This window comes from Beggiatoa alba B18LD (assembly GCF_000245015.1).
GTDB classification, from domain to species: domain Bacteria; phylum Pseudomonadota; class Gammaproteobacteria; order Beggiatoales; family Beggiatoaceae; genus Beggiatoa; species Beggiatoa alba.
Map to the genome: position 1 here is coordinate 2,653,063 of NZ_JH600070.1, position 25,353 is coordinate 2,678,415.

Annotated in this window: 14 protein-coding genes; 8 read left to right on the forward strand and 6 right to left on the reverse strand. The window is 40.2% G+C overall.

What is annotated here, in order from left to right; all coding sequences use genetic code 11:
- The first annotated feature begins 29 nt into the window (after positions 1-29).
- Together BEGALDRAFT_RS10900 and rlmD are read left to right on the forward strand one after the other, a co-directional pair.
- The gene (locus tag BEGALDRAFT_RS10900; RefSeq protein ID WP_002689949.1) at positions 30-1,871 is read left to right on the forward strand and encodes an ExeA family protein; all 1,842 of its coding nucleotides are present in this window, start codon (positions 30-32) and stop codon (positions 1,869-1,871) included.
- 51 nt (positions 1,872-1,922) lie between these two features.
- A complete protein-coding gene (gene rlmD, locus BEGALDRAFT_RS10905; RefSeq protein ID WP_002689952.1) occupies positions 1,923-3,254 on the forward strand; it encodes a 23S rRNA (uracil(1939)-C(5))-methyltransferase RlmD in 1,332 nt (443 codons plus the stop codon).
- A 160-nt stretch (positions 3,255-3,414) separates the two neighbouring features.
- On the opposite strand, the gene BEGALDRAFT_RS19195 is transcribed toward rlmD, so the two are convergent.
- From BEGALDRAFT_RS19195 to ppx, 3 genes are all read right to left on the reverse strand, one after another.
- Entirely contained in the window at positions 3,415-3,585 is a 171-nt protein-coding gene (locus BEGALDRAFT_RS19195; RefSeq protein WP_002689954.1) for a hypothetical protein, read from the reverse strand.
- 23 nt (positions 3,586-3,608) lie between these two features.
- Complete coding sequence (locus BEGALDRAFT_RS10910; protein WP_002689955.1) at positions 3,609-4,811, reverse strand: porin; 1,203 nt, start codon at positions 4,809-4,811, stop codon at positions 3,609-3,611.
- A gap of 280 nt (positions 4,812-5,091) precedes the next feature.
- Entirely contained in the window at positions 5,092-6,612 is a 1,521-nt protein-coding gene (gene ppx / locus BEGALDRAFT_RS10915) for an exopolyphosphatase (RefSeq protein ID WP_002689957.1), read from the reverse strand.
- Positions 6,613-6,772: 160 nt separating this feature from the next.
- Between ppx and BEGALDRAFT_RS10920 the strand changes: the two genes are divergently transcribed.
- Entirely contained in the window at positions 6,773-8,842 is a 2,070-nt protein-coding gene (locus tag BEGALDRAFT_RS10920; protein WP_002689959.1) for a PAS domain-containing sensor histidine kinase, read from the forward strand.
- A gap of 124 nt (positions 8,843-8,966) precedes the next feature.
- On the opposite strand, the gene BEGALDRAFT_RS10925 is transcribed toward BEGALDRAFT_RS10920, so the two are convergent.
- Positions 8,967-9,668 carry an OmpW/AlkL family protein gene (locus tag BEGALDRAFT_RS10925; protein ID WP_002689961.1) on the reverse strand — a complete coding sequence of 234 codons (702 nt, stop codon included), beginning with the start codon at positions 9,666-9,668 and terminating at the stop codon, positions 8,967-8,969.
- 355 nt (positions 9,669-10,023) lie between these two features.
- Between BEGALDRAFT_RS10925 and BEGALDRAFT_RS10930 the strand changes: the two genes are divergently transcribed.
- Together BEGALDRAFT_RS10930 and uvrB are read left to right on the forward strand one after the other, a co-directional pair.
- Positions 10,024-10,782: a Crp/Fnr family transcriptional regulator gene (locus tag BEGALDRAFT_RS10930; RefSeq protein WP_002689964.1), complete on the forward strand. Its 759-nt coding sequence runs from the start codon at positions 10,024-10,026 to the stop codon at positions 10,780-10,782.
- 157 nt (positions 10,783-10,939) lie between these two features.
- Positions 10,940-12,949 (forward strand): excinuclease ABC subunit UvrB, encoded by a 2,010-nt coding sequence (gene uvrB / locus BEGALDRAFT_RS10935; protein WP_002689966.1) that lies wholly within the window; start codon positions 10,940-10,942, stop codon positions 12,947-12,949.
- 173 nt (positions 12,950-13,122) lie between these two features.
- Here uvrB and BEGALDRAFT_RS10940 read toward each other — a convergent pair whose 3' ends face one another.
- A complete protein-coding gene (locus BEGALDRAFT_RS10940; protein WP_002689968.1) occupies positions 13,123-13,944 on the reverse strand; it encodes a sulfite exporter TauE/SafE family protein in 822 nt (273 codons plus the stop codon).
- 447 nt (positions 13,945-14,391) lie between these two features.
- On the opposite strand from BEGALDRAFT_RS10940, the gene BEGALDRAFT_RS10945 reads away from it, so the two are divergent.
- Positions 14,392-15,186: a hypothetical protein gene (locus BEGALDRAFT_RS10945; RefSeq protein ID WP_002689970.1), complete on the forward strand. Its 795-nt coding sequence runs from the start codon at positions 14,392-14,394 to the stop codon at positions 15,184-15,186.
- Positions 15,187-15,523: 337 nt separating this feature from the next.
- On the forward strand, positions 15,524-23,572 hold the full coding sequence (locus BEGALDRAFT_RS10950) for a beta strand repeat-containing protein (RefSeq protein ID WP_002689971.1): 8,049 nt from the start codon (positions 15,524-15,526) through the stop codon (positions 23,570-23,572).
- Between the two features lie 453 nt (positions 23,573-24,025).
- On the opposite strand, the gene BEGALDRAFT_RS10955 is transcribed toward BEGALDRAFT_RS10950, so the two are convergent.
- Positions 24,026-24,835, reverse strand: a complete 810-nt coding sequence (locus BEGALDRAFT_RS10955; protein ID WP_050978436.1) for a tetratricopeptide repeat protein — start codon at positions 24,833-24,835, stop codon at positions 24,026-24,028.
- A gap of 181 nt (positions 24,836-25,016) precedes the next feature.
- On the opposite strand from BEGALDRAFT_RS10955, the gene BEGALDRAFT_RS10960 reads away from it, so the two are divergent.
- Positions 25,017-25,346, forward strand: coding sequence for a transposase (locus BEGALDRAFT_RS10960; RefSeq protein ID WP_040294833.1), 330 nt, complete (start codon positions 25,017-25,019; stop codon positions 25,344-25,346).
- Positions 25,347-25,353 lie beyond the last annotated feature (7 nt).

Consider the following 25,353-nt stretch of genomic DNA (forward strand, 5'->3'; position numbering starts at 1 on the left):
ATAAATTAATAGTTCATTGTCGATAGCTCATGTACACCACTCATTTCGGATTAACTGCAACCCCTTTTTCTCTCACTCCAGACCCACATTATCTTTATCTCAGTGAGCGTCACCGTGAAGCATTAGCCCATTTACTTTATGGTGTTAATGAAAATGCAGGTTTTATTCTGCTTTCTGGAGAGGTTGGCACAGGTAAAACAACGCTTTGCCGTTGTCTCATTGAGCAATTACCTAAAAATGTTGATGTCGCCCTTCTACTAAATCCACGAGTTTCCCCCTTAGAATTATTAGCATCGCTATTCGATGAATTACGAATTAGCTATGATCGTTCTTTTTCACTAAAAAATTTTATTGATACATTAAATAATTACTTACTCACTGCCCATGCAGTGGGGCGTAAAACGATTTTAATTTTAGATGAAGCTCAAAATTTAAGCCCTGATGTGTTAGAACAGGTTCGCTTATTAACGAATTTAGAAACCAATAGCCAAAAATTATTGCAAATTATTTTAGTTGGACAACCAGAATTAAATCAAATTCTTAAACGGAACAATCTGCGCCAATTAGCGCAACGAATTACTGCCCGTTACCATTTATTACCGCTTTCATTAAAAGATACACAAGCCTATATTAACCATCGTTTGGCAATCAGTGGTGCACGCCGTCCGCTTTTTAACCGTCCTGCAATTCATTATATTTATCAACGTACAGGCGGAATTCCTCGTTTAATTAATATTATTTGTGACCGCTCTCTATTGGGTGGATATGTCAATAATAAAACGATTGTTGATTTAAGCGTGGTACGTAAAGCCGTGCGTGAGGTGCGAGGCGAGCATTTTAATCCTTATGTTTCCCCCCAGTGGGTTGGTGGGATTGCTGTTTTATTAGTCGTGAGTGCTTTAAGTGGTTGGGCAGTTTATCAATACCCTAATATCCATAATTTTTTTCAGTCTTCTGAACAGACAACGGCAGAAACACCTAAAACGCCGACACTTCCTGCTGAAAATACGCTTGTTTCAAAACCATCATTGCCTGCTGTGACAACAACATCCTCAGCATTACCTATTGTCACTAGTCATTTATCACCTATTCACCGTGCTGTTGATGCTAGCCAACCAATTGCGACAACGCCCCCAGTCGTAACACCTCCGCCCACGGTGACAACAACAGCACCGCAGGTTAATACGGACGTAACAACATCCACGCCAGCATCAGATGATATTTTAAGCACATTGAAGAATGCAAATACGCTCAGTGATACTAAAACAGCGTTTGATACGTTGTTTGCATTATGGGGTATGGAGTATGAAAAATTAGCGGGAACAACAGCTTGTGACAAAGCAGCTAGCCAAGGCTGGGCATGTTTTTATAAAGCAGGGACGTGGGATGATATACGTCGTTTAAATAGTCCAACAGTGATAGAGCTCAATACAGAAGATGGTAAACAATATCATGTTGTTGTCACTCGTTTAGATCAAACAACTGCCACTTTAAATTTTGGTGGTCAATCATTGACTTATATGACAAAAACGATTGATCGTTTTTGGGCAGGACAGTTATTAACTTTATGGAAGCCTCCTCGCTTACCCGTGACGGTATTAAAACGCGGGATGTCTGGTGATGATGTACTTTGGTTGCGTGAACGCTTGAATCGTATTCAAAATTTGCCCGCAGAACCAAATCCTTCCGCCACGTTTGACAGTACACTGAAACAAAAGGTACTGACATTTCAAAGACAATACGGTCTTTCTGCCGATGGTGTTGTTGGGGAAACTACCTTTTTAAAAATCAATGCGTTGCTGAATGAAAAACCGTTATTCACCCTCAGTAACAACTCAACTCAAGCCGCTTCTCCTTCTGAGAATCCTTAATTTATCGGTACACTGTTAAATTGTACCCTCATCAAATCATACTAAATCCTCATGACCCGCCGTAGAAAATCTATTCCTCAAACACCTGTTGCCGCAACCATTGAAAATCTTTCCCATGATGGACGAGGTGTTGCTCATATTGACGGTAAAACCGTTTTTATTTTTGGGGCATTACCTACCGAAAAAGTAATGTTTCGCTATTTATCACAACAAAGTCGTTATGATGAAGGAATTGCCGTCGAAATCTTGGAAGCCTCGCCTCAACGTGTTACGCCACGCTGCGCACATTTCGGCGTTTGTGGTGGGTGTAACTTACAGCATTTAGAACCATTCGCCCAAATACAACATAAACAGGCTACCTTATTAGAGCATTTTCAGCATATTGGCAAAGTTGAGCCTGAGGAAGTTGTTTCCCCGCTACGCGCAGATATTTGGGGGTATCGTCGTAAAGCGCGATTAGGCGTTAAATTTGTACGCGCAAAGCAATTGGTTTTTGTTGGATTTAGAGAACATCAAAGCGGTTTTTTAACGGATATTCGTCATTGTGATGTTTTACATCCGCTAGTTGGAGAAAAAATTAGCGCATTACGTGAGTTGATAGAGCAACTTGAGGCAAAAGAGCAGATTGCTCAATTTGAAGTCGCAATTGATGACCAACACGCCGCGATTATTATTCGCAATTTAGTGCCGTTATCAGAAGTTGATCGGCAAAAACTCATAGATTTTGCAAAAAAACAGAATTTTTATTTCTATTTGCAATCAGGAAAAATTAATACGGTTGCCGCGCTATATCCGCCCGACTTACCCTTAACCAGTCTGCATTATCAGTTACCCACAGAGTCATTAAGTTTTAACTTTGCACCCTATGATTTTACACAGGTTAATACTGCAATTAATGAGCAAATGATACCGCAAGCACTTGATTGGTTGGCAGTAACATCAACAGAAACCGTTTTAGATTTATTTTGTGGGTTGGGTAACTTTACGCTACCGCTTGCACGGCGAGCAGCTCAAGTCATTGGCGTGGAAGGCGATGCCGATTTATTATTGCGTGCAGAAACCAATGCACATCAGCAAGATATTCATAATGTCAGTTATCATACGGCTAACTTAGCAGATAAGCAGTTACAACAGCCGTGGATGCAAATTGCTTATGATAAGATTTTACTGGACCCTCCTAGAAGTGGCGCATTGGAAATTATTCAAAATTTGCCCATGACACACACCAAAAATATTGTTTATGTCTCTTGTAATCCTGCCACATTAGCCCGTGATGCAGGTGTGCTAGTGCATGAGAAAGGATTTCGCCTTGTTAAAGCGGGGGTAATGGATATGTTTCCGCATACGGCACATGTTGAGTCTATGGCATTATTTACGCGCTAAATCAAAATTCAGAAAAGCAAAGACCTGCTAGATTTTAAAAATCTAGCAGGTCTTTATTTTTTCGCTGAACTTAAAAGATGGCATAAAACTTCTTTTTTCAGGCAATAAAAAACCCACTATTTAGATTTTTAGATAGTGGGTTTTCAATTTTAGAGGTTATTTATTCACAATTACCAACACAGATTGCACCTTTTTCACCTGTAAATAACCCAGGTCCTTCAGGCGGCGCGCCTGCTGTATGATTACCATGAAGTGGCTCACCACCAATTGCACAGCCTGATAACGTTGCGATAATTGCCAACAGGCTCAGGAAATAATTTCCTTTGCTCATATTACTAACCTCTATGTACTAAATTAGAACTTGACGCGCGCGCCACCCATGATGGCGAAAATGTCTTCCACATTGGTACCAGTACGGTCTAAAGAGAAACCTTGGTATTGGAAGAATACTTCGGTTGCAGCTTTGTCGATATTTTGAACTAAGCCTAAGCCCCAGCTGGAAAGCTCGTCATCAACTTTATTGTAGTCTTCGGTAATACCATAAGAAAGGGCGATAGCAGTTTTACCTACATCAGAGCCTTTGAATTGGTAGCCTAATTTACCATAATAAGAAGTTGCTTCATCATCACGGGTAGATTTGCTTAAGTCATAGCTTTCTTGACCATATGCTAAGGTTAAGCTGATACCGATGGGTTCATATAAGAAAGAAGCAGAACCACCGTAACGGCTTTCATAGGTTTTCAGGTCTTGAGGGTCAGCATAGAAACCAGCAGCAGCAACTTTCACAGGACCGAAAGAACGTGCTAAATAAGCAGCAGCATCCCATGCCCCACCAGTTGTCGCACTGGCGGATAACATTAAACCACCTAAGCTGGGTGTGTCGTAACGAACACGGTCATCACGGCTTAAACCATCAAAGTTGGTGGTGACTTGAGTAATGGTAGCTACGTTAGGATTGTTAACAGCATCAGAATCACGGAAAGATAACGCACCACCGAGACCATTCAGTAAGGAGTAACCAGCAATTGAAGTGCCAGAGAGGTCTTGTTCTGTGGTCGTATTAGAAGCCATGTCGCCTTGACCTAACCATAAACGACCTAAGGTTTTGCTATCAAAGTACAGTTCGATCTTACGTTCTTTGAAGAAAGTCTCGGAGCTGTTGCTAGCAGTTTGATTCATAACAACGGTATTGCTGGCATTAGATTGATATTCTAATTCCCAAGCCACACCAACAGTTACGTCATCGCTAACCGCTGCTTTGCCATCGATATTTAAACGGCTGGAGGAGTTATCATTGTCCACAAAGAATGTATCGCTATCGACACCATCATCAGCGTACATAACGGCACGGTTAACGTGACCTTTTAAAGTTAAGCCATATTTAGGCTTAGGTGCGGTGATGATTGCACCTGAAGAACCAGTGGATTCTAAGGTGTTAATGCGTTTTTGCAATTGTTCGATTTGCGCTTTCATGTCAGACATGTCATCAGCTAACACGAAAGGAGAAACAGCTAACAGAGCGGCTGTTACGCTAGATACTAAAGTCTTTTGCTTCATCAAATTTCTCCACTTGCTTGATTTACTTTACAAAATTTGTCCCTATAATGTTAGCTAAAACACATATAGAGGAATGTTATTCTTTGGATTAGATACAGTCTTACAAAAACGGCACTATGTTAATTCGGCTACAAGTACTGAATCAAGTCAGCATACAATGAGAACCTTAACGCAGATGACGAAAAAATGCAACAAATTTTTTGTAAAAAAACCACAAATACGATTTTGTTGCTAAAATGATACATCTAGTGACTGAGTTTTAGCTGAGTCCTAAAATAGGCTATTCAAAAACCAGTTGTATATTGACATCTTGTAAATAATCGCGCTCTTGCTCTAAATCTGTCTGGGTAAGCGGATGTTGCTCTAACCAGCTAGGCGGGAAGCGTAATATTAACATATTCTCGTTTGAATGTAGGTGCATTGTTGGTAAAACGTTAGAGTTACGACTACGGTGCAAAAGTACGGATAAACGTAACAAAACACCTAAACGAATGAGCGTGGTTTTTTCCACATGACTACAACGTAGATGAATATCGCTGGGAAATTTACGTCGATGAACACGAACAAGCGTTGCTAATAGAGCTAGTTCTTGCTTTGAAAATCCAGATAAATCTGAGTGACTTAGAATATAATCACCATGTTTATGGTAGTTTTCATGCTCCATACTTAACCCAACTTCATGCAGACGTGCTGCCCAACTTAACATCTGTGCGTATTCTTCATGGACAAGATGCCATTCTCTCGCAACATCTGATAAAAATTGTAGGGTTGTTGCCTCTACTCGTTCAGCTTGTTGCAAATCTACACCATAACGTTGGCTTAGTGTGCGAATTGTGCGCTCTCGCACATCTTCGTGCACAATTCGTCCCAATAAGTCATAAACTAAGCCTTCGCGTAATGCGCCATCTGAAATCTGCATCCGCTTTAAGCCAAACCCTTCAAAAATCCCCAGTAGGATAGCAACGCCGCCTGAAAAAACGGCTGTACGTTTGGGGTTTAAGCCTTTTAATTGACTCAATCGTTCTGTTGTACCTATGTCTAATAACGCTTGGCGTAACTTTTGAAGGCTCTCGGCAGTAATTTCCGTACCCCAGCCCATTTCGATAATCACACGTTCAATATTACGTAAAGTGCCTGATGAACCAATAACCTCAGCCCAGCCCGTTGTTCTAAACATCGCTTCAATGGGTTGTAATTCTAATAAGGCGGCAATTTCTGCTCGACGGAGATTTTTAGGGCGAATATTGCCATCTTCGAAATAATGTTCACTCATATCAACACACCCCATCCGCAGACTTTCTCGACGAAGTGGTTCGAAACCTTCTCCAATAATAAATTCTGTACTTCCACCACCAATATCAATCACTAATCGTTTTTCTTTACTACTAGATAGCGTGTGAGCAACGCCTAAGTAAATGAGCCGTGCTTCTTCACGTCCTGCAATAATTTCTATGGGATGACCAACGGCTTGTTCTGCTTTGATTAAAAAATCATTCGCGTTTTTTGCAACCCGTAATGCATTAGTGCCAACAATACGAACACTATCAACAGGCATATCACGCAAACGTTGTCCGAAGCGGGCTAAACAATCTAATGCACGCTGTTGGGCTTCAGGGGAAATCATTTGGGTGGCATCCAAGCCAGTTGCAAGCCGTACCATTTCACGTAATCTATCTAAGACTCGCACTTGTCCGTCATTGATACGAGCAACTATCATATGAAAACTGTTTGACCCTAGGTCAACCGCAGCGACAACTTCAGGGGTAGGATGTTCCGTAAAAAAAGCGGGTAACTTCAACATTCTGTTAACGGGTGTCAATTAAGGGCTGATTTAGAAGATATACATGGTAACAGAGGATAAGTAATGGCAATAGTTTTTTTACGGTACTATTCTGTTCTTTTTTGATTCTTAAAGGCAATCATATGAATCAGTTTAATCTTAAACGCAGGGTTTATTCACAATGAGATATTCACTTATCTTATTAGCTCATTTACTCGTGTCGTTCTGGGTGATTATTTTTACCAATATCTATTGGAGCTACATAAGTGATAGTTCTATTACAACCGTATTACTTGGAGTCACCTGTTTTATCAGCCTAGTTTTACCTTATCAAATACGACAATGTCTTAAAAAATCAGAACAACAGATTAATGACTGTCAATTTATCAACCAACTCATTGCACAAGTCCCTTACCATTTTTTCCAATACCAAATTACTGAACAAGGTATCGGCAATTTTTATTATTTAAATCAAAAAAATAGCTCGCAACAATCCATTCAACGACAAAAACTTTCTATAGATGAGGTGCTTTCATGGATTAGTGATGAAGATAAAGAAAAAGTAAAAACCTTATTAGCTAATATTCCTAAGAAAAATACAAATATCCTGACAACTGAATTTAGAGTTAAAAAAAACAATATATTACAGTGGGTAAAAGTAAATGCTTATATTCATATAGAAAATAATATTCATATTGTAACGGGCGTTATAGAAAGTATTAATGAACAAAAACAAGTAGAAATTGCATTAAAGAAAAGTGAAGAACGCTTTGAACTTGCCGTATTAGGGACAAGCTGTGGCTTATGGGATTGGGGAAATACGTTTGAAGATCGAGCATGGTGGTCATCTCGATTTTTTGAACTACTAGGCTACACAGAAAATGAAATAGAGCCGAGTTTATCGCGCTTAACAAATCTACTCCATCCTGAAGATCACCCCTTAGTCACTGAAGCACTCACACAACATTTACAAGCACAAAAACCTTTCGATATTGACTGTCGTTTAAGAATGAAAACAGGGGAGTATCGCTGGTTTCATCTCTTAGGGCAAGCCGTCTGGAATAATGCAGGCAATGCAACCCGCATGGCAGGGTCTCTCACAGACATCACGGAAAGAAAACTCACCGAATTAGCCTTGCATAAAAGCATGGAACAATTTCGTACACTTGTAGAAAACGGTAGCGATTGGGTTTGGGAGTTTAATCAACATCTTGTAATTACGATGATTAGTGATAATGTTCGTAAAGTTCTAGGGTATGAACCTGTAGAATTGATGGGACGGCATTTTTTTACCCTTATTCCCCAACATGAACTTAAAAAGTTTCACACAATTTTTAATATTGATAAAAAGATTTACCTTCCACTTAAACATGAAGAAATTCAATTTCGTAGAAAAGATGGTGTTTCCTTATTAATAGAAATCACGGCAGTTCCCTTTTTTGATACACATCACCAATTTCTAGGCTATTTTGGTATGGGACGCGATATCACATTACAACGGCAAAACTATGAATTAAGCATTGAGAATAAGGAGCTTGCTAAAACGACACGCTTAAAAGATGAGTTTCTTGCGACCATGAGTCATGAACTTCGGACACCGCTCAATGCTATTTTAGGTATGGCAGAAGCCTTACAAGAAAATGTTTATGGCACGCTAGAACCAAGACAAGTGAAATCTATCCAAATCATAGAATCTAGTGGAAAACATTTATTAAGTTTAATCAATGATATTTTAGACTTATCTAAAATTGAAGCAGGAAAAATGCATTTAACCTTTGGAGATGTTGTTCTTGATAGTTTATGCCAACAATGTATTGATTTTATTCGTCCTCAAGCAATGAAAAAGAATATCCGCTTAAAATTAAACATCAATAGCAGCATAATGACCATTCAAGCAGATAGGCAACGGTTACGCCAGATTATCATTAATTTACTCAACAATGCCGTTAAATTTACCCCTGATAATGGTGAGGTCGGATTAGAATTAAAAAATGATGATGCGAATAAACAAGTACATATCAGCGTTTGGGACACAGGCATAGGTATTGCCGAAGCAGACCGCATTAAATTATTTAAACCATTCAGCCAGATAGATAGCCGCTTATCACGACAATATGAAGGAACAGGATTAGGACTCGCATTGATTTATCGCCTGACATTATTACACGGTGGTTATGTCAGTGTTGAAAGTGAATTTGGTAAAGGCAGTCGATTTATCATTAGCTTATATGAGACTCCACCACTCTTATAAACTTGATATAGCCCAATAAAAAAACCAAGTTCCATTGCAGAACTTGGTTTTGAGAATAGACATTAACTATTTATGTTTTGGGAAGACAATCCATTGTCAAACAGATAAACAAATTCCTAAAAACTTAGAACTTAGTACCAACCCCAAAACCGATAACCCACGGATTGATATCTACGTCAGTGCTAACATGACCTAAAGCACCAGAATCAAATTCTGCAGTTGTGCTGATGTCCATATATTTCACGTCAGCATTTAAGAACACATTTTCGTTGATGTCATAGTCAACACCTAACTGAGCGACCCAACCAAAAGAAGAGTCTAAGCTCAAGCCAGACACACCACCTAAACCATTATCTAAAGAACTAGTTACTTTCTCATCAAAGAAATAGGTGTAGTTAAAGCCGAAACCTGCATAAGGACGCACAGGACCATCAGGTAATAAATGATATTGTAAAATTAAAGCAGGGGGTAACACACGGGTTTCAATAATGTCACCAGGCGCGAGTGTATTTAAGGTTTCGCCTTTAGAAGAGACATTATGTTGAGAACTTAAGTCTAATAACAGCTCAACACCCACATATTTGGTTAACATATAGGTAAAGTCAATGTCTAATGTCCAAGCATCATCGACATCAACACTTGTGCCAGCCACATTACCACCAACCGCGCTAGAATAAACATCGCCACTATCTGCATCAGGACTGATATTAATAATACGACCACGTACTAAAATATCACCTTGATCAATGGCTAAAGCAGGCGCACTTGCAATCATGCCTAAACTACCAGCAATGAGTAATGGTAAAACTTGTTTTTTAATGTTCATCTAACTTTATCTCCTAATATTGGTTTTTTTAAGGAAAATATTTTAATAATTGCAACCTTATAATAGTCCAACACATTATTATATTTAAAACAAATATGACGAATGCTTAGGTCAGTTTTATAAAACTTTTAAATGTTTAGAAAAATAGTATGAAATATAAATTAATAATGATTTCAAAGTTGTTTTATTTGGAATGCTATAAAAACCGTGATTTTATCATAAAAACAAATAAATTTACATCACTTAACAATTTGTTTTAAAAAAATAAATTTAAATACTTAAAAATCTTTTTTTTCACCAAAATAAATCATAAACTATGGATTGACATTAACCTAAGTTAATTTGCGTCTGTACCATGACAAACCGTTCCAAAAAAAGCGAACAAACTGTTCCTTGTCACGCCTGCCCTGTTCGTAAACTCAACCGATTCCAACCTCTCCCAGAATCACAACAAGCCGTTGTTCAACAATATCGGGCAGGACAAACCACTATCCCCGCAAAGCAATATTTATATCGAGAAGGGGAACTGCACGGTAATATTTACACCGTGTTTAGTGGCTGGATCATGTTGTATAAAACCCTGAGCAATGGCGGACGGCAGATTTTACGCTATGTCCTACCAGGGGATTTCATCGGTTTTCAAGCAGATTTACAATTTCCCATGAATCACTCCGCGCAAACGCTGACAGACTGCACGCTTTGCGTGTTTCCACGTCCCAATTTCCTGCAAATGCTACAGACTAATCCTGAATTAGGGTTGCAAATTGCGTGGATAACTGCGCGAGATATGACACTAGGGCAAGAATACTTAGTCAACATTGGACGGAAAAATGCAAAAGAACGGCTCGCTTTTCTGTTTCTCGAACTGTATCAACGTCTGCGCTTACGTAATCCCAAAATTACCGATAGTATTCCCTTCCCCATGACGCAAGAGGACATTGCTGACACACTAGGCTTGACCCTCGTACATGTCAATCGCACCCTGCGCAGTTTACGCGAAGAAGGCTTAGTCAATCTATCACACCACACCCTCACCATTTTGGATTACGACCAACTGTCAGACATTACAGGCTTTAATAACAGTACGTTAGCAACAGACCAACCTTTATTATAAATAAACAAAGTCCTCCTAAATGTGTTACCTATCTATCCAATGTCGTAACACATTTTTCCCCTGTTTTCACCCTTCCCCCTAGCACATAACTCATTCTATGATTATATTTACAGTATCTCATTGGATACTATAAAGCGTGCTACGTGTGAACATAAACATGTCTAATGCCTTTAAATTACAAACTACTTACACCCCAAGCGGTGACCAACCGACTGCAATTCGTCAACTAATCACAGGATTAGAACAACAATACCGCCATCAAGTCCTGCTCGGTGTTACAGGCTCAGGCAAAACCTTTACCATTGCCAACGTGATTCAAACCCTACAACGCCCAACCCTGATTCTTGCGCAAAATAAAACCCTTGCAGCCCAACTATACAGCGAGATGCGCGAATTTTTCCCCAATAATGCGGTTGAATACTTCGTTTCTTATTACGACTACTACCAACCAGAAGCCTATGTCCCCTCATCCGACACCTATATAGAAAAAGATGCCTCGATTAACGAACATATCGAACAAATGCGCCTTTCTGCCACAAAAGCCATGTTAGAGCGTCCCGACGCGATTATTGTCGCCTCTGTTTCCGCTATTTATGGACTCGGCGACCCTGAATGGTATATGCAAATGGTTTTACACCTCATTCAAGGAGAAAAGATTGAACAACGCTTTATTCTCCGTCGTTTAACCGAATTACAATACGCCCGCAACGATATTGCTTTAGAACGCGGTACATATCGAGTCCGTGGCGACATCATTGATATTTATCCCGCAGAATCAGAACGCGATGCGATACGGGTAGAACTTTTTGACGATGACATTGAACGTTTAAGCTATTTTGACCCACTAACGGGCAAAGTCTCGCGCATCGTTTCCCGCTTAACCATTTATCCAAAAACCCACTATGTCACCCCGCGCCATATCCTACTAAACGCAATTGATAAAATTAAAGATGAATTAAAAGAACGGCTTGAATCATTACGTGACAAGGGCAAACTGGTCGAAGCGCAACGCTTAGAACAGCGCACGCTTTACGATTTAGAAATGATTGTTGAATTAGGCTATTGCTCAGGTATAGAAAATTATTCGCGCTACTTATCCCAACGCGATGCAGGCGAACCGCCCCCCACTTTATTCGACTACTTACCCGAAAACGGCTTATTAATCATTGATGAAAGTCATGTAACCGTGCCACAAATTGGCGGCATGTATCGTGGCGACCGCGCCCGTAAAGAAACGCTGGTCGAATACGGCTTTCGTTTACCCTCTGCGTTAGATAATCGCCCTTTAAAATTTGAAGAATTTGAAAAGCTTGCCCCACAAACTATCTATGTTTCTGCAACGCCCAGCCAATACGAACTTGAACACGCGCAACAAGTGGTTGAACAAGTTGTCCGTCCGACAGGTTTAGTTGACCCGACGGTTGAAATTCGTCCTGTAGCGATACAAGTTGATGATATTTTATCTGAAATTAGACAACGGGTTAAAATCAATGAGCGCGTCTTAATCACCACCTTAACCAAACGCATGGCGGAAGATTTAACCGATTATTTAGCCGATAACGGCGTAAAAGTACGTTATTTACATTCCGATATAGAAACGGTGGAACGGGTGGAAATCATCCGCGATTTACGCCTTGGGGTTTTTGATGTCTTAGTCGGGATTAACCTACTGCGCGAAGGCTTAGACATGCCCGAAGTATCACTGGTTGCCATCTTTGATGCGGATAAAGAAGGCTTTTTGCGCTCCGATAAATCACTGATTCAAACAGTCGGACGTGCTGCCCGTCATGTTAATGGTAAAGCGATTTTATATGCGGATAAAATCACAGGTTCTATGCAACGCGCCATTGCGGAAATGGATAGACGACGCGAGAAACAATTAGAACATAATCAAAAGTATGGGATTGTGCCACGTAAAATTGAAAAAGCCATTCGTGACATTATCAACGGTGTATCCGTCGCGCCAAGTGCATCACAAGCAAATGTCTATGCAGTTGCAGAAGAAGTCGGCACTTATTTACGATTAACGCCTGCACAACAAACGAAAAAAATCAAACAACTACAACAACAAATGTACAAACATGCAGAAAATTTAGAATTTGAACAAGCCGCCGCATTGCGTGACCAAATCAAACAACTACAATGCAATGCCTTAGAAGTACCTTAATTTGATACAGAACTTTAACTAACCTGAGTTCTACGGACTTCTTTTAAAAAATTGTCCGAATCAGGATTTAAAACCCTCAAATAAAAGACTTAATGTGAACGAATGTTTTAAATCCTGAAAATCCTGATTCAGACAAGCTATTGTCTTTTTAACAGAAACTCGCAGAACTCGGATTAATGTAGAAAAATCTTAATTGCTGAAATTATTAAAATAATACCTAATAAAATTTTTAACAGTGTAGGGGCGATAACACCAACTAAAATTCCACCTATCATTGCGCCAATGACAGAACCGATACTCATCGGTACAAGGGTATTTGTAAAAACCTTAGAAGATTGATATGCGCCATGCTTAAGATGACGAATAACACCCGTCATCACAATAGGTAAAGAAATTAACAAACTTGCTGTACCTGCCCATTTTATATCCATTCCATACCCCAAAATTAATGTTGGAATAATTAATTCTCCGCCTGCAATCCCCAATAGACTACTCGCTAATCCAATACCAATCCCTAACAAGATGCCAGCAACTACATGCCATAACCAACTATTTGGTAGTAAGACAACAGAACTTTCTGGCATAAAACCTTCTATTATTAATAATAAGCCAATAAAGCTTAGTAACCACATAATAAGCCTTTCCAATTGTTCTTTTGATAAAGAGGTAACTAACCTCCCACCAAAAAAGGCGGCGAAAACTCCTCCAGATGTTAACGCCAACATTGCAGGTATAAAATGCAATAAAGGTTCTAAAGACAGAACACTTTTTCTTGCAAAAAAGGCTATTAATAATGTGACTAAACTGATGAACAAATTAATCGAAATAGCTTGACTGATATTGTAACGTAGAACACCCACCAGAACAGGCAAGCGGAACTCAGCCCCTCCTAAACCAATCAATCCACCTAAAGTGCTTATAGGTACAGCATACATAAATGCTAATATGGTGTGAGTGCGAGCAGAAAAATCTATAACATCCTGTTTTTCAGACATTTATAACTATTACCCTAAATGATTTATAACACAAACCGTTATATTAATTAATATATAACGACAAGTAAAGCGATATGTAATTTACCCCCAGTTCTGCGAGATTTTATAAATTAAACCGTGAGTTCAGGCGTAAAATCGTTTTAGCTATTTTACAAAGATGATGAAGAAAAAAAGCAATCGCGGAAGCACAGGATTTTCAGGATTAGCACTGGGTTTATTGTAAACGCACTATAAAACGATGCGGAGGACTGCCAGTCCTAAAAATCACTTTATGGTACGTTTACGATAAAAGAGGCAGATTCAGGCGGTTCAATCGTTTCGGCAAGTTAAAGATGAAAAAACTGATTTAACAGTATCGTCATTTTTACTCGCTAGAATACTCAGTTGCTGGATAATAAGGATTAACTCTTTGATAGATAAAATTTTCTATAACTGGACGCGAGACAAATGTTATACCTACTATGTTTTATCATTGTGACGTTAGCGGGCTTTTATGCCTTCCTATTTTTTAGCCAAAAATCGCGCTATAAAAAAGTACAAGTTTTACAACAAGACATCTTGAAACGCTACCCAGTCAGCTTCTCTTATCCTCGCCAAGATTTACCCACATTTGACCAGCATATTGCGCAAATCCCTCAATTTTTACCTGATGAGTTGTTTAAACAGCTTCACGATGTGGCTGTACGTTCTCTTTATACTGAACGCTCTTACTTACCAACCCATAAAAAAGGTGGAACGGTTTCTTATGAAGCCTTACACAAGTTAGCCCCTGAATTAATTGCTTTTTATCACTCAGCTACGTTGCAACAAATTTGCTCGGCAGTGGTTGGTAGTTTAGTTGTACCAACGCCGTTACATGACCAAAGTTCTTGTTCATTACTCGTCTATGAACGGGTGGGCGACCATATTAATTGGCATTACGACCACAATTTTTATACAGGCAAGCACTACACCGTTTTATTGCCACTGGTTAACGAAAATTATCTTAAACACGAATTATCATCCGCCCAATTGTGGATTAAACAAAAAGAGCAAGCGATAATGATTCCGACCCCGCCTAACACGTTGGTTATTTTTGAAGGTGCGAAAGTGTTACACAAGGCGACGAAACTTGGGGAAAATGAACGGCGAATTTTATTAAGCATGACCTTTTGCATCAACCCACAAGCCCCTGTTCTCAAAAGTGTTGCGCGTCGGATGAAAGATACTGCATTTTTTGGCATTCGTGCCTTATGGACATAAAAAATCTAGCTATCTCGGTAGGAAATCCAGAGAGATTATTATCTAGGTAATCATCGGAATAGGATGTTTACATAAAAAAACGCTACCATTTAACAATTGGGTGATAGCGTTATAAAACAGTTTTTAGGTTAGGAAGAGGTTTGTTGACATCTCTTGATAAAACTGCACTGAGTTAGATAATTATTATCTGATAAAACAAGCATAACGACTGCATTTTGTTGTAAAAAGCCTTTGACCACACGCTATCTTTAAGATACCTCTAAAATATATTGCAGTGCGTTAAACTCGCTAAATTGCATTCTCTCGTTTTATTTTTTCCTACTTGGATAGAAAACTCATGTTATCAGCACGCTTACTCTCCTTTTTATGGGGAGCGTTCTTTCTTTGCTACCCATTTCTAACCATTCACGCAATTGAACGCGGTCTCCCCTCTCCTTTTTTTATCAATAACACAATACAAAGTGATGATAAACCCATTGAAATTAATGCCGAAACGATAGTTATTAACGCGCCCTTAATTTCTTCTCAAGCCATTCGCTTACGGGCTAAAGCGCAAATTATTATTAATGCTCCCCTACGTAGCCCCGAAATTTATTTACAATCAGAACATAATTTAAAAATTAATCAAGAAATTAACGCCAGCACGCAATCTGAAACAGGCGGAAAAATTTATGTTTTAGCACGGGAAATTGAATTATTTGCCCCTGCGGTTTTAGAGGCTTCGGGCTTGGTGCAAGGGGGAGAAATTTTTATCGGAGGTGATTTTAAAGGCTTAGGTAAGTTAAGCACGGCAAAGCAAACAACCATTTATCCAACGGTGATTGTGCGTAGTAATGGCGCAGAATTAGGTGGAAAAGTGATTGTTTGGTCAGATGAAGACACACAATTTCACGGACATATTCAAGCAACAGGTCACACACAAGGCGGGTTTGTCGAAGTTTCTAGTAAGAATAAACTCACTTTTCAGGGAAATGTCGATGTTGCTGCTTTAGCACCGACAGGTCAGCAGGGGACTATTTTACTTGACCCGACGGATTTAATTATCGGTGCCGTAGATTCGCCAGCAGGGACATTGAGCGATAATCAAATTTTACAATCAGATACGCCGACTACAATCACCGTCAGTGCCACAACATTGGGCAGTTTATCAGGTTCAATTATTTTACAAGCGTCTCACGATATTATTTTCAATCAATCCGTGAATTTTTTGAATGCAGGCACAGTATTACAAGCAATAGCAGGAAACCAAGTACAAGTGAATACTGCTATTACAACAAGTCAGGATGTGACTATCAATTTTAAGGCAGGCATGGGGATTGTGGGTGGTGGCGATATTACCACAAAAGGCGGGAGCGTTAGTTTAACAACAACTAACGGTCATATTGTACTGGGGACAATCGATAGTTCAACAGATAATACAACGGCTTTGACAAATGGGGGCGATATTACGATTAGTGCGCAGAATGGTGGAGTTACGCTTGCAAACTTATATGCAGACAGTGATTTTTCTAGCAGTGTTGCAGGTAGTGGTGGCGATATTGTTGTAGAAGCTAATAATGATATTGATGTAAATATTGTAACAGGAAAGATTATTACTGAATCTAAGTGTACAACACCGTGTGTTGCGGTAGGGATGGGCGGCAATATCCGTTTTGCTAGTGCAATGGGTCAGCTTTCATTAGGTGAATTACAAAGTCGTTCTTTTGTTGTCGGTTCAACGATTAATGTTAATACTGCGGGTAGTATTATCTTAGATGCGCCTGTGGGTGATATTAATGCGAATAATATAGATGCTACTTCACGCACGACTGGCACAGGTATCGCCAATAATGCGGGCAATATCACGATTAATTCAGGTGGAAATGTTTTAACGGGTTCATTAGATGCGTCTTCTATATCTTCTGTAGATACGGGACAAGCGGGCATTATCACGCTCAATATTCCAAATGGTTTGGCTTCTATTTCAAACGCGGATGTTCGCAGTTTAGGCGTTAATGGGGCTGGTGGAACGATTCAAATTTTAACGGATAGTTTAGAAGTATCTGGCGGTGTCGATGCTAATGTGAGTATGGATGCAACAGGGGGAAATAGTTCAGGGCTAATACAAATTACCTTGAAAAATCCGCCCTTTGTTGTTGGTTCAATCAGTGGTAGCAATAGAAGCTTTCATGATATTAAATCAGGGTCTGATTTAATTGATGATGTAATCCCGCCTAATAATTTTTCCACTTCTTACAATATCGGTAATATTTTCATCAATTTTGCCCTGACCGTAAGCACGACTGCTGATAGTGGTATAGGCTCTCTGCGTCAAGCGATTTTAGATGCAAATGCAAGCGCAGGGCGTGACCGAATTGAATTCAATCTTGCTGGCGCATGTCCACAAACCATTGCATTAAGCAGTGTATTGCCGTCTATTTCAGAATCTTTAGTGATTGATGGCTACACCCAACCTAGCTCAACACAAAACACGTTGGCGATGGGCAGTGGTAATAATGCCAATTTATGCGTTGTGTTAGACGGCAGTGGCATTGTAGGCCCTAGCGATGGTTTAAATTTCTCGCCCCCCGCGTTAAACAGCCTTGTTCAAGGTCTGGTGATTAATCACTTTAGTACCAGCGGGATTAGTAGCTTTGCGAATAATTTACAGATTCAAGGCAACTTTATTGGTATTGACCAAGCAGGGACAAGCAGTGCAGGCAATGGGGTAGGGCTTTATTTAGATGCTGAAACCATCGATATCGGTGGTACATATCCCGCAGCAAGCAATGTGATTTCAGGGAATACTAGCCATGGTATTCACCTGATAAACCGCAAATTTATCAATGTTCAAGGCAATTATATTGGTACGAATCGCAGTATCAGCAATGCCGTTGCAAATGGGGGGAGCGGAATTGTTTTAGAGGATGTTAAAAACTTTTTAATTGGTGGCAACCACAGCGCGGCGGGCAATATCATTGCGGGTAATCAGGGCTACGGTATTCTAACAATACCTGATTCCACACAGGGAACGATTCAATATAATCAAATTGGTACAAGTAGTATTGCAAACTGCACAAGTTTAAGCCCTTGTTCAGGCATTAAATTAGATGGACAAGGTGTTGTTGTTATCAGTGATAACACCATCCAAAATACAAATGGTAATGGTGTAACAATTTTAGATTTTAACAATCAGTTATTGCGTAATACGATTATCAATAATACAGGCACTGGTGTTGCCATTACAGCAACAGGCTTTAATAATCCCTTAGCGGAAAATACGATTTTTAATCATGTAGGATTAGGCATTGATTTATCTGCCGATGGTGTGACTGCTAACGATAGCCCTGATAATCCGACAGGGGGTAATCTACAACAAAATTATCCCATTTTGAGCGTCGCCGATAAAACAGATATCATAGGCACTTTATCCAGTCATGCTAGTGAGAACTTTAAACTAGAATTTTTTGCCAGTACAAACGCGAACAGTTCAGGATATGGCGAGGGTGAAACCTTTTTAGGTTCAACCACCGTGACAACCGACGCAAGCGGAAACGCATCTTTTACCTTTCCCTATACCCCACAAGCCAGTAAACCCTTTATTACTGCGACAGCAACCCATAGCCTTAATAATAACACCTCTGAATTTTCTGCCACGATTGCTGAATGTATAACCAGTGACATGGTTGTGACAAGTATTGCGGATAGCGGTTCAGGTTCATTGCGCGATGCTGTGGCAAGAATTTGTCCTAATTACATCATCTCGCTGAATACAGGCGCGATTCCCATCGTCTTAACAAGTGGGCAAATTGTCATTGATAAACCGTTGACAATTGTCGGTTTAACGGGTGATGAAACGATAGATGGCGATGCTAACGATAAGTTTTTCCAAATTACGCCCCCTGTTGGGGAGCTATATTTAGAAAATATCGTATTAAAGAATGGGAAAGATACCAGTGGTACTGGTGGCGGCGCGATTCTCAATCTAAATATTGCCCATTTAGACCATGTCACTTTGATGGATAACGATGCAGCAGGTAGCGAAGGCGGGGCAATTTGGACATGTTCAACATGTACCCTCAATATTTTGAATAGCAGTTTTCTCAACAATAATGCTAATCATGGCGGCGCTATCTTTGCGAAAGGAATCGTTAATATTGCTAATACCAGCTTTTTCTCGAATTCGGTCACGAATCTAGGGGGAGGAATTTATGCAGACCTCCCAACAACGGTGAACCTAAGTAGTAATACGCTTGTGACTAACAATGCAACTGATGGCGGTGGAATTTATAACAATGGGGGAACCATTAATATTCAAAATACGATGATTGCCTTTAATACAGGCGGGGGGGATAAAAACGTATCAGGCGGGGTTAATAGTACAGGCTATAATCTCATCGATAATGTTGGTAGTAGTACAGGCTGGATTGCAACAGACATTACCAGCGTCAGCACAACGGTTTTAAATACGCCTACGGCAACATTGCCTTATTATGTTCCACTTGCTGTCAGTAGCCCCGCGATTGATGCGGGTAATAACGCAGGATGTACGTTTATCAGCAGTGGTACAAATCCGCTCTTTAGCAATAACGCGCCAATTACCACAGACCAAATCGATGCAACACGTCCTACATATCCTCGTTGCGATATTGGTGCTATTGAATTCACAGGCTCACTTTGTCAAGCACAATCAGAGATACCAGAATCGGAATGTCTCGTTCTGCTTGATATGTACAATAATAATAATGGGATAAATTGGACAGATAGTGCAAGCAATAATTGGAACAGTACTTTAACGCCTTGCACAACATGGACAGGGGTCACATGTAGCGGTGGACATGTCACAGCGATTGTACGCGACACACAAAATCTAACGGGCAATTTGGTTGATTACAGCCCTTTAACCTTCTTAAGTGTCTTATCTCTTAGCAATAATGCCCTAACAGGCTCAATTCCCAACAATTTACCAATAAGTCTGAACGATATAAGCCTGTTTAATAACAATTTAACAGGTAATATTCCTAACCTACTCAGCTTTACTAACCTATTATCTTTCTATGTACAAGACAATGCTTTAAGCGGTGCTATTCCAACATTACCCAATACCCTGCAATCGTTAGACATCAGCAATAACGCGCTAACAGGCTCATTGCCGAGCTTACCCATTAATCTGAACTTGTTACACGTTAATAACAATCATTTAACAGGCGTTGTGCCCACATTACCAAGCACACTCACCGTGATTGAATTACAAGGTAATATCTTTTCAGGGACTTTCCCGCCAATTTCTGGATTAACTGGATTAGTCGTTTTAGATATTTCCTACAATGCAATCTCTGCCACCAGTAGCGGAGAAGCCGCCCTCGTCGCCAGTAAACAAGCAGGTTGGGATACAACACAAACCGTTGCACCTATCAACCTCGTTGCAACAACCCTGTCTAGTAGTCAAATTCAACTATCATGGACACCGATTTTATACACAGCAGATAGTGGACATTACAAAATTTACTATTCAACAACGGCAGGCGGTGCTTACAGTCTGATAGCCAGTACAGTCGATAAAACGATTAATAACTTTACAGTGACAGGTTTAAATTCGAGCACAACTTACTATTTTGTCGTCGCCACAGAAACATTACCCCATGCAAATAATAGTAACCTTGTTCTAAGCGCGAATAGCCTTGAAGCCTCTGCAACAACCTTGTCTAATCCTAGCAGTGCGGTTTATAACTCTTCCCCTGTCGCCAGTAGCTTAATAGATGTCGGGACTGCCATGATAGGAACAGCAGTGACCACACAATTACTCATCAGCGAAGCAGGTACAGCCGATTTAACTGTTGCTTTAACAGGCATAACGGGCACTAATGCCAGCGATTTCAGCATTATCAGTCCCAGCTTCCCGCTCACATTGCCCGACGGTAGTTCTGCCCAAACCGTCACAATTCGCTGTATGCCAAGCGCGACAGGCACATTGAATGCGACCCTAAACTTTAGCACCAACGATACAAGCCTAGCCGCGCCTAGCTATCCCTTACAATGTACAGGAACTAATCCCAGTAGTTCAGCGATTTACGCCAGCACCCCCATCCCCAATAGCACCCTAAGTTTTGGAACACACTTAATAGGAACTAGTGGCACAGAAACGCTCACTCTTCAAGAAATCGGCAATGCTGACTTAATCCTCGACAACTTCAGCATAACGGGCACGCAAGCCAGTGACTTTAGCCTTTTAGTGCCAGCATTCCCGCTAACAATTGCCGATGGAAGCCCCGCGCAAACGCTCACATTACACTGTCAACCCAGTGCAGATGGGCTACGCGAAGCCATGTTAAACATCAACACCAATGACCCAACACAACCCACTGTTAGCTACACACTACACTGCACAGGCACGACAAGCCCTGTCGCGGGATATGACTCTATCCCCAGTGTCGGCAATGTCTTGGCAATTGGCTCTGCAATTGTCGGTAACAGTATCAGCAATACCCTGAACATTCTCGAAACAGGTTTAAGCACATTAACCATTAGCAACGCCACATTAACAGGCATAAACAGCAATGATTTTGCGATAACATCCCCAACCATTCCGTTTGATATTGCCGATGGTGCGCCCGCGCAATCCCTGCTGATAACCTGCACCCCCAGCACAAGCACAAACCTAAGCGCGACACTGACCTTAAACACCAATGACCCAAGTCAGCCGACAGTCACTTATCCTCTAACATGTACAGGGCTACCCGCAACAACCAACCAAGCCCCAACAGGGATTAGCTTATCTAACAACAATCTAAATGAAGGCTTGCCTAGCAATACCCTAATTGGCTATCTCAATACCCTAGATACAGATACAAGCGATACACACACGTATCAACTCTTAGATAATGCTAACGGATTGATTAGCCTTATCGGCAACGCACTTTATACAACCGCCGTACTCAACGCGACAACGACACCAACGCTGACCATACAAGTACGTAGCACCGACAGCGGCGCGTTATCCATCACACAAACCTTTGTCATCACGGTACATCCACAAACTAACAACACTACCCCCATCATACAAGGCGAAGCGGTAACAGGTAGCGGTGTTCGTGGCAATAACCTCGTCATCGATGCCCCTGAACATGTCACCCTAACAGGACGCTTAATTGTACCTAGCCAACTTATTGGAAAAAATGCTGATATTGTCGTTAGTTACAACTGGCATAATCTACAAAATACCCAACAACACAATGTCACGGTCAATCTTGCACTCAATACGAGTTTACAAGCAGACAGCACATGGCAACTATTTTCAGGCAATTTAGTATTCTTAACAGGCATCTATCAACTAGACTTCGGCTATCGCTTAGATGGACAACTCCTACAAACACAAATTATTCAACTACAAGTAAATAACAATCGCGCCCCAACCGCGATACAACTAAGCAATAACCAAGTTGAAGAGTTTAGCGTGCCTAATCAAATAATTGGCGTATTAAGTACAAGCGATTTAGATAAAGAAGACATTTTCCGTTACAGCTTGCTGGATAACTTAGAAGGACGTTTTGCAATTAAAGGCAATCAGCTAGTAGTCCAAAATGGCGCACTCATTAACTACAGCAAGCAACAATCGCACGACATTACCATACGTAGCACAGACCTATCAGGCGCGTCCTATGAACAAACCTTTACGATTAACGTTCAAGATTTACAACTTCCTGCCGATACCATAGTCCTCACACATAACAGCGTACTAGAAAACAGCATCAACGGTACGCCAATCGGGCGATTACTCACCCCACAACATGAAGATGAACAATACCAATATCGCCTCCGCAATGATGCAAATGGTACATTCAGCCTTATTGACGACATTCTCTACGTTGCAAACAGTCAAGCCCTAGATTATGAAAGCAATATCCGCGAGTTCACTCTCCAAGTTGAAAGCCGTGCACTCAACTACGACGAAGTATTAACGGCAAATATTAAGATTCAAGTTCAAAATGTCATCGATGCCCAAACCATCGGACAATTATCGGCAAGTTTTGATACAACAACGCTGATAGACACAAGCCAACCACTGAAAAATACAGATATATTTAGCCTAACCGTACAAACGGTAATAGACCGCACTCATCGAGGATTAGCAGGTGAATACTTTATCGGTGCATTCCTTATTCATCCTAATGGATTGATTACCACTGATTACTTATACACTGAGGCAGGCTGGAAAGCGTGGGATGGTCGTTTAAACCATTTAGAAGGCAGTCCAAAAGTAGCATTGAACAGCAATTACCAAAACTTAGTTTGGCAAGGCGCACTAACAGGCTTTATCGGCTATGTCGCCATTTACTCAGGCTATCGTGTAGGGGATATGACAGAACTTGTTATCGGTAAACCATTTATTTTTCAGGTGACTGAATAAGCTGCGCTTGGCAAGTATCTTTAAAAAAACCTAGCAAGTCTTTTTTATCTGAATCAGGATGAACAGGATTTAAAACCTTTAAACCAAGAAATTAATGTTTTTAATTCTGAAAATTCTGTGAATTCTGATTCAGACAAAAAAAGACCTGCTAGGTTTTCAAAACCTAGCAGGTCTGTTGGAACACGCGAAAAGGGTTGAAGGACTGACAGAGATTACTCTCTTGTTTTTCATCAGGATTCATCAGACAAAATTAAAACATTGTCTGAATCAGGATTTTCAGAATTAACAGAATTTAAACCCCTTAAACCAAGAAATTAATGTGAATCACGCTTTTTAATTCTGCTCATTCTGAAAATTCTGTGAATTCTGATTCAGACAAAAAAAGACCTGCTAAGTTTTAAAAACCTAGCAGGTCTCTGTTTTATTTTATAAAACTCGCCGAACTCAGATTAGTTAGAAAAAAACCTGTTTAAGCAGATACGTCCATGTTGAGTCTTTAGCCTTCAATTCATTCAGGTTATTTAGAACTCTTTCAACACGTGCTTGAAAAACATCGGGATTATTTTCAGCTAGGTCTCTATAGATTGCTAAAGCCTCTCTATAGCTTTGTTCTGCTTCTTCTTTGCGTGTGGGGTCTTTGGCAATTAGTAGCCCGAGGTTATTAAGAACCTTAGCAATATCTTTGCTGTAGTTGGGCGCAGTTTTAGCTAAGTCTCTATAGATTGCTAAAGCCTCTCTATAGCTTTGTTCTGCTTCTGCACTTCGCTTGGTATCTTTGGCAATTAATAATGCATGATTATAAGTTGTTCTAGCAATATCGGCGTCGTAATAAGAGTCTGTTTTAGCTAGGTCTTTATAGATTGTAAGTGCTTCTTGATAGTTTTGTTCTGCTTCTTCTTTGCGTGAGGGGTCTTTAGCAATTATTAGCGCGAGGTTATTAAGAGTATCGGCAATATCATTGCTGTAGGCGGGGTCAGTTTTAGCTAACTCTTTATATGTTGCTAAAGCCTCTTGATAGGTTTGTTCTGCTTCTGCACTTCGCTTGGGATTTTTGATAATTAATCGAGCAATGTTAAAGAGAATTCCAGCAATATCATCATTATAATTTGGGTTGTCTTTGGCTAAGTCTTTATAAATTGCTAATGCTTCGCGATAGCTTTGTTCTGCTTCTTCCTGTTGTTTAGGATCATCATCTATTAGGTAAGCAAGATTATAGAGGCTCAATGCAAGATTAGTGCGGTAGGTTGGGTTATTTTTAACCAATTCTTTACTTATTATGGAGAGTTCTTTATATCCTTGTGCGGCCTCTTTGCTTCGTTTGGGATTTCTGGCAATTAATTGGGTAAGGCTATAGAGGGTATCAGCAACATAGACATGGTAAGCGGGGTTAGTTTTGGCTGCATCTCTATAGAACCTATTTGAAGTCTAAGATAAAATGTAAAAGATGAAAAAACAAAACAAAAAGAGTCCTTACACAAGTAGCCTAACAGATGCAGAATGGGCAGTGGTTGAACCCCTCTTAAATGCGTTATTGCCCAAAAAAAAGCTTACCTGTCCGCATAAATGGGGCTATCGCCTGCTATTTGATGCAATGCTTTATCAGCTCAAAAATGGCTGCCATTGGGGCGACCTTCCTAAAGACTTCCCTCCCTATTCAACGGTTTATTGGCATTATAAACAATGGCGGGCTTCGGGAGTTATCGATAAATTGATGATAGGCTTACATGAAAATGCCCGCACGCAATCAAAAAAAACGCTCAATATACAAGCCTAATCATAGT

Bases quoted from the DNA above. Each gene is read 5' to 3' on its own strand.
- BEGALDRAFT_RS10950 (WP_002689971.1), top strand. From the start codon at position 15,524: ATGTTATCAGCACGCTTACTCTCCTTTTTATGGGGAGCGTTCTTTCTT.
- BEGALDRAFT_RS10925 (WP_002689961.1), bottom strand. From the start codon at position 9,668: ATGAACATTAAAAAACAAGTTTTACCATTACTCATTGCTGGTAGTTTA.
- BEGALDRAFT_RS10910 (WP_002689955.1), bottom strand. From the start codon at position 4,811: ATGAAGCAAAAGACTTTAGTATCTAGCGTAACAGCCGCTCTGTTAGCT.
- BEGALDRAFT_RS10930 (WP_002689964.1), top strand. From the start codon at position 10,024: ATGACAAACCGTTCCAAAAAAAGCGAACAAACTGTTCCTTGTCACGCC.
- rlmD (WP_002689952.1), top strand. From the start codon at position 1,923: ATGACCCGCCGTAGAAAATCTATTCCTCAAACACCTGTTGCCGCAACC.
- BEGALDRAFT_RS10940 (WP_002689968.1), bottom strand. From the start codon at position 13,944: ATGTCTGAAAAACAGGATGTTATAGATTTTTCTGCTCGCACTCACACC.
- BEGALDRAFT_RS10945 (WP_002689970.1), top strand. From the start codon at position 14,392: ATGTTATACCTACTATGTTTTATCATTGTGACGTTAGCGGGCTTTTAT.
- BEGALDRAFT_RS10920 (WP_002689959.1), top strand. From the start codon at position 6,773: ATGAGATATTCACTTATCTTATTAGCTCATTTACTCGTGTCGTTCTGG.
- BEGALDRAFT_RS10960 (WP_040294833.1), top strand. From the start codon at position 25,017: ATGAAAAAACAAAACAAAAAGAGTCCTTACACAAGTAGCCTAACAGAT.
- BEGALDRAFT_RS19195 (WP_002689954.1), bottom strand. From the start codon at position 3,585: ATGAGCAAAGGAAATTATTTCCTGAGCCTGTTGGCAATTATCGCAACG.
- uvrB (WP_002689966.1), top strand. From the start codon at position 10,940: ATGTCTAATGCCTTTAAATTACAAACTACTTACACCCCAAGCGGTGAC.
- ppx (WP_002689957.1), bottom strand. From the start codon at position 6,612: ATGTTGAAGTTACCCGCTTTTTTTACGGAACATCCTACCCCTGAAGTT.
- BEGALDRAFT_RS10900 (WP_002689949.1), top strand. From the start codon at position 30: ATGTACACCACTCATTTCGGATTAACTGCAACCCCTTTTTCTCTCACT.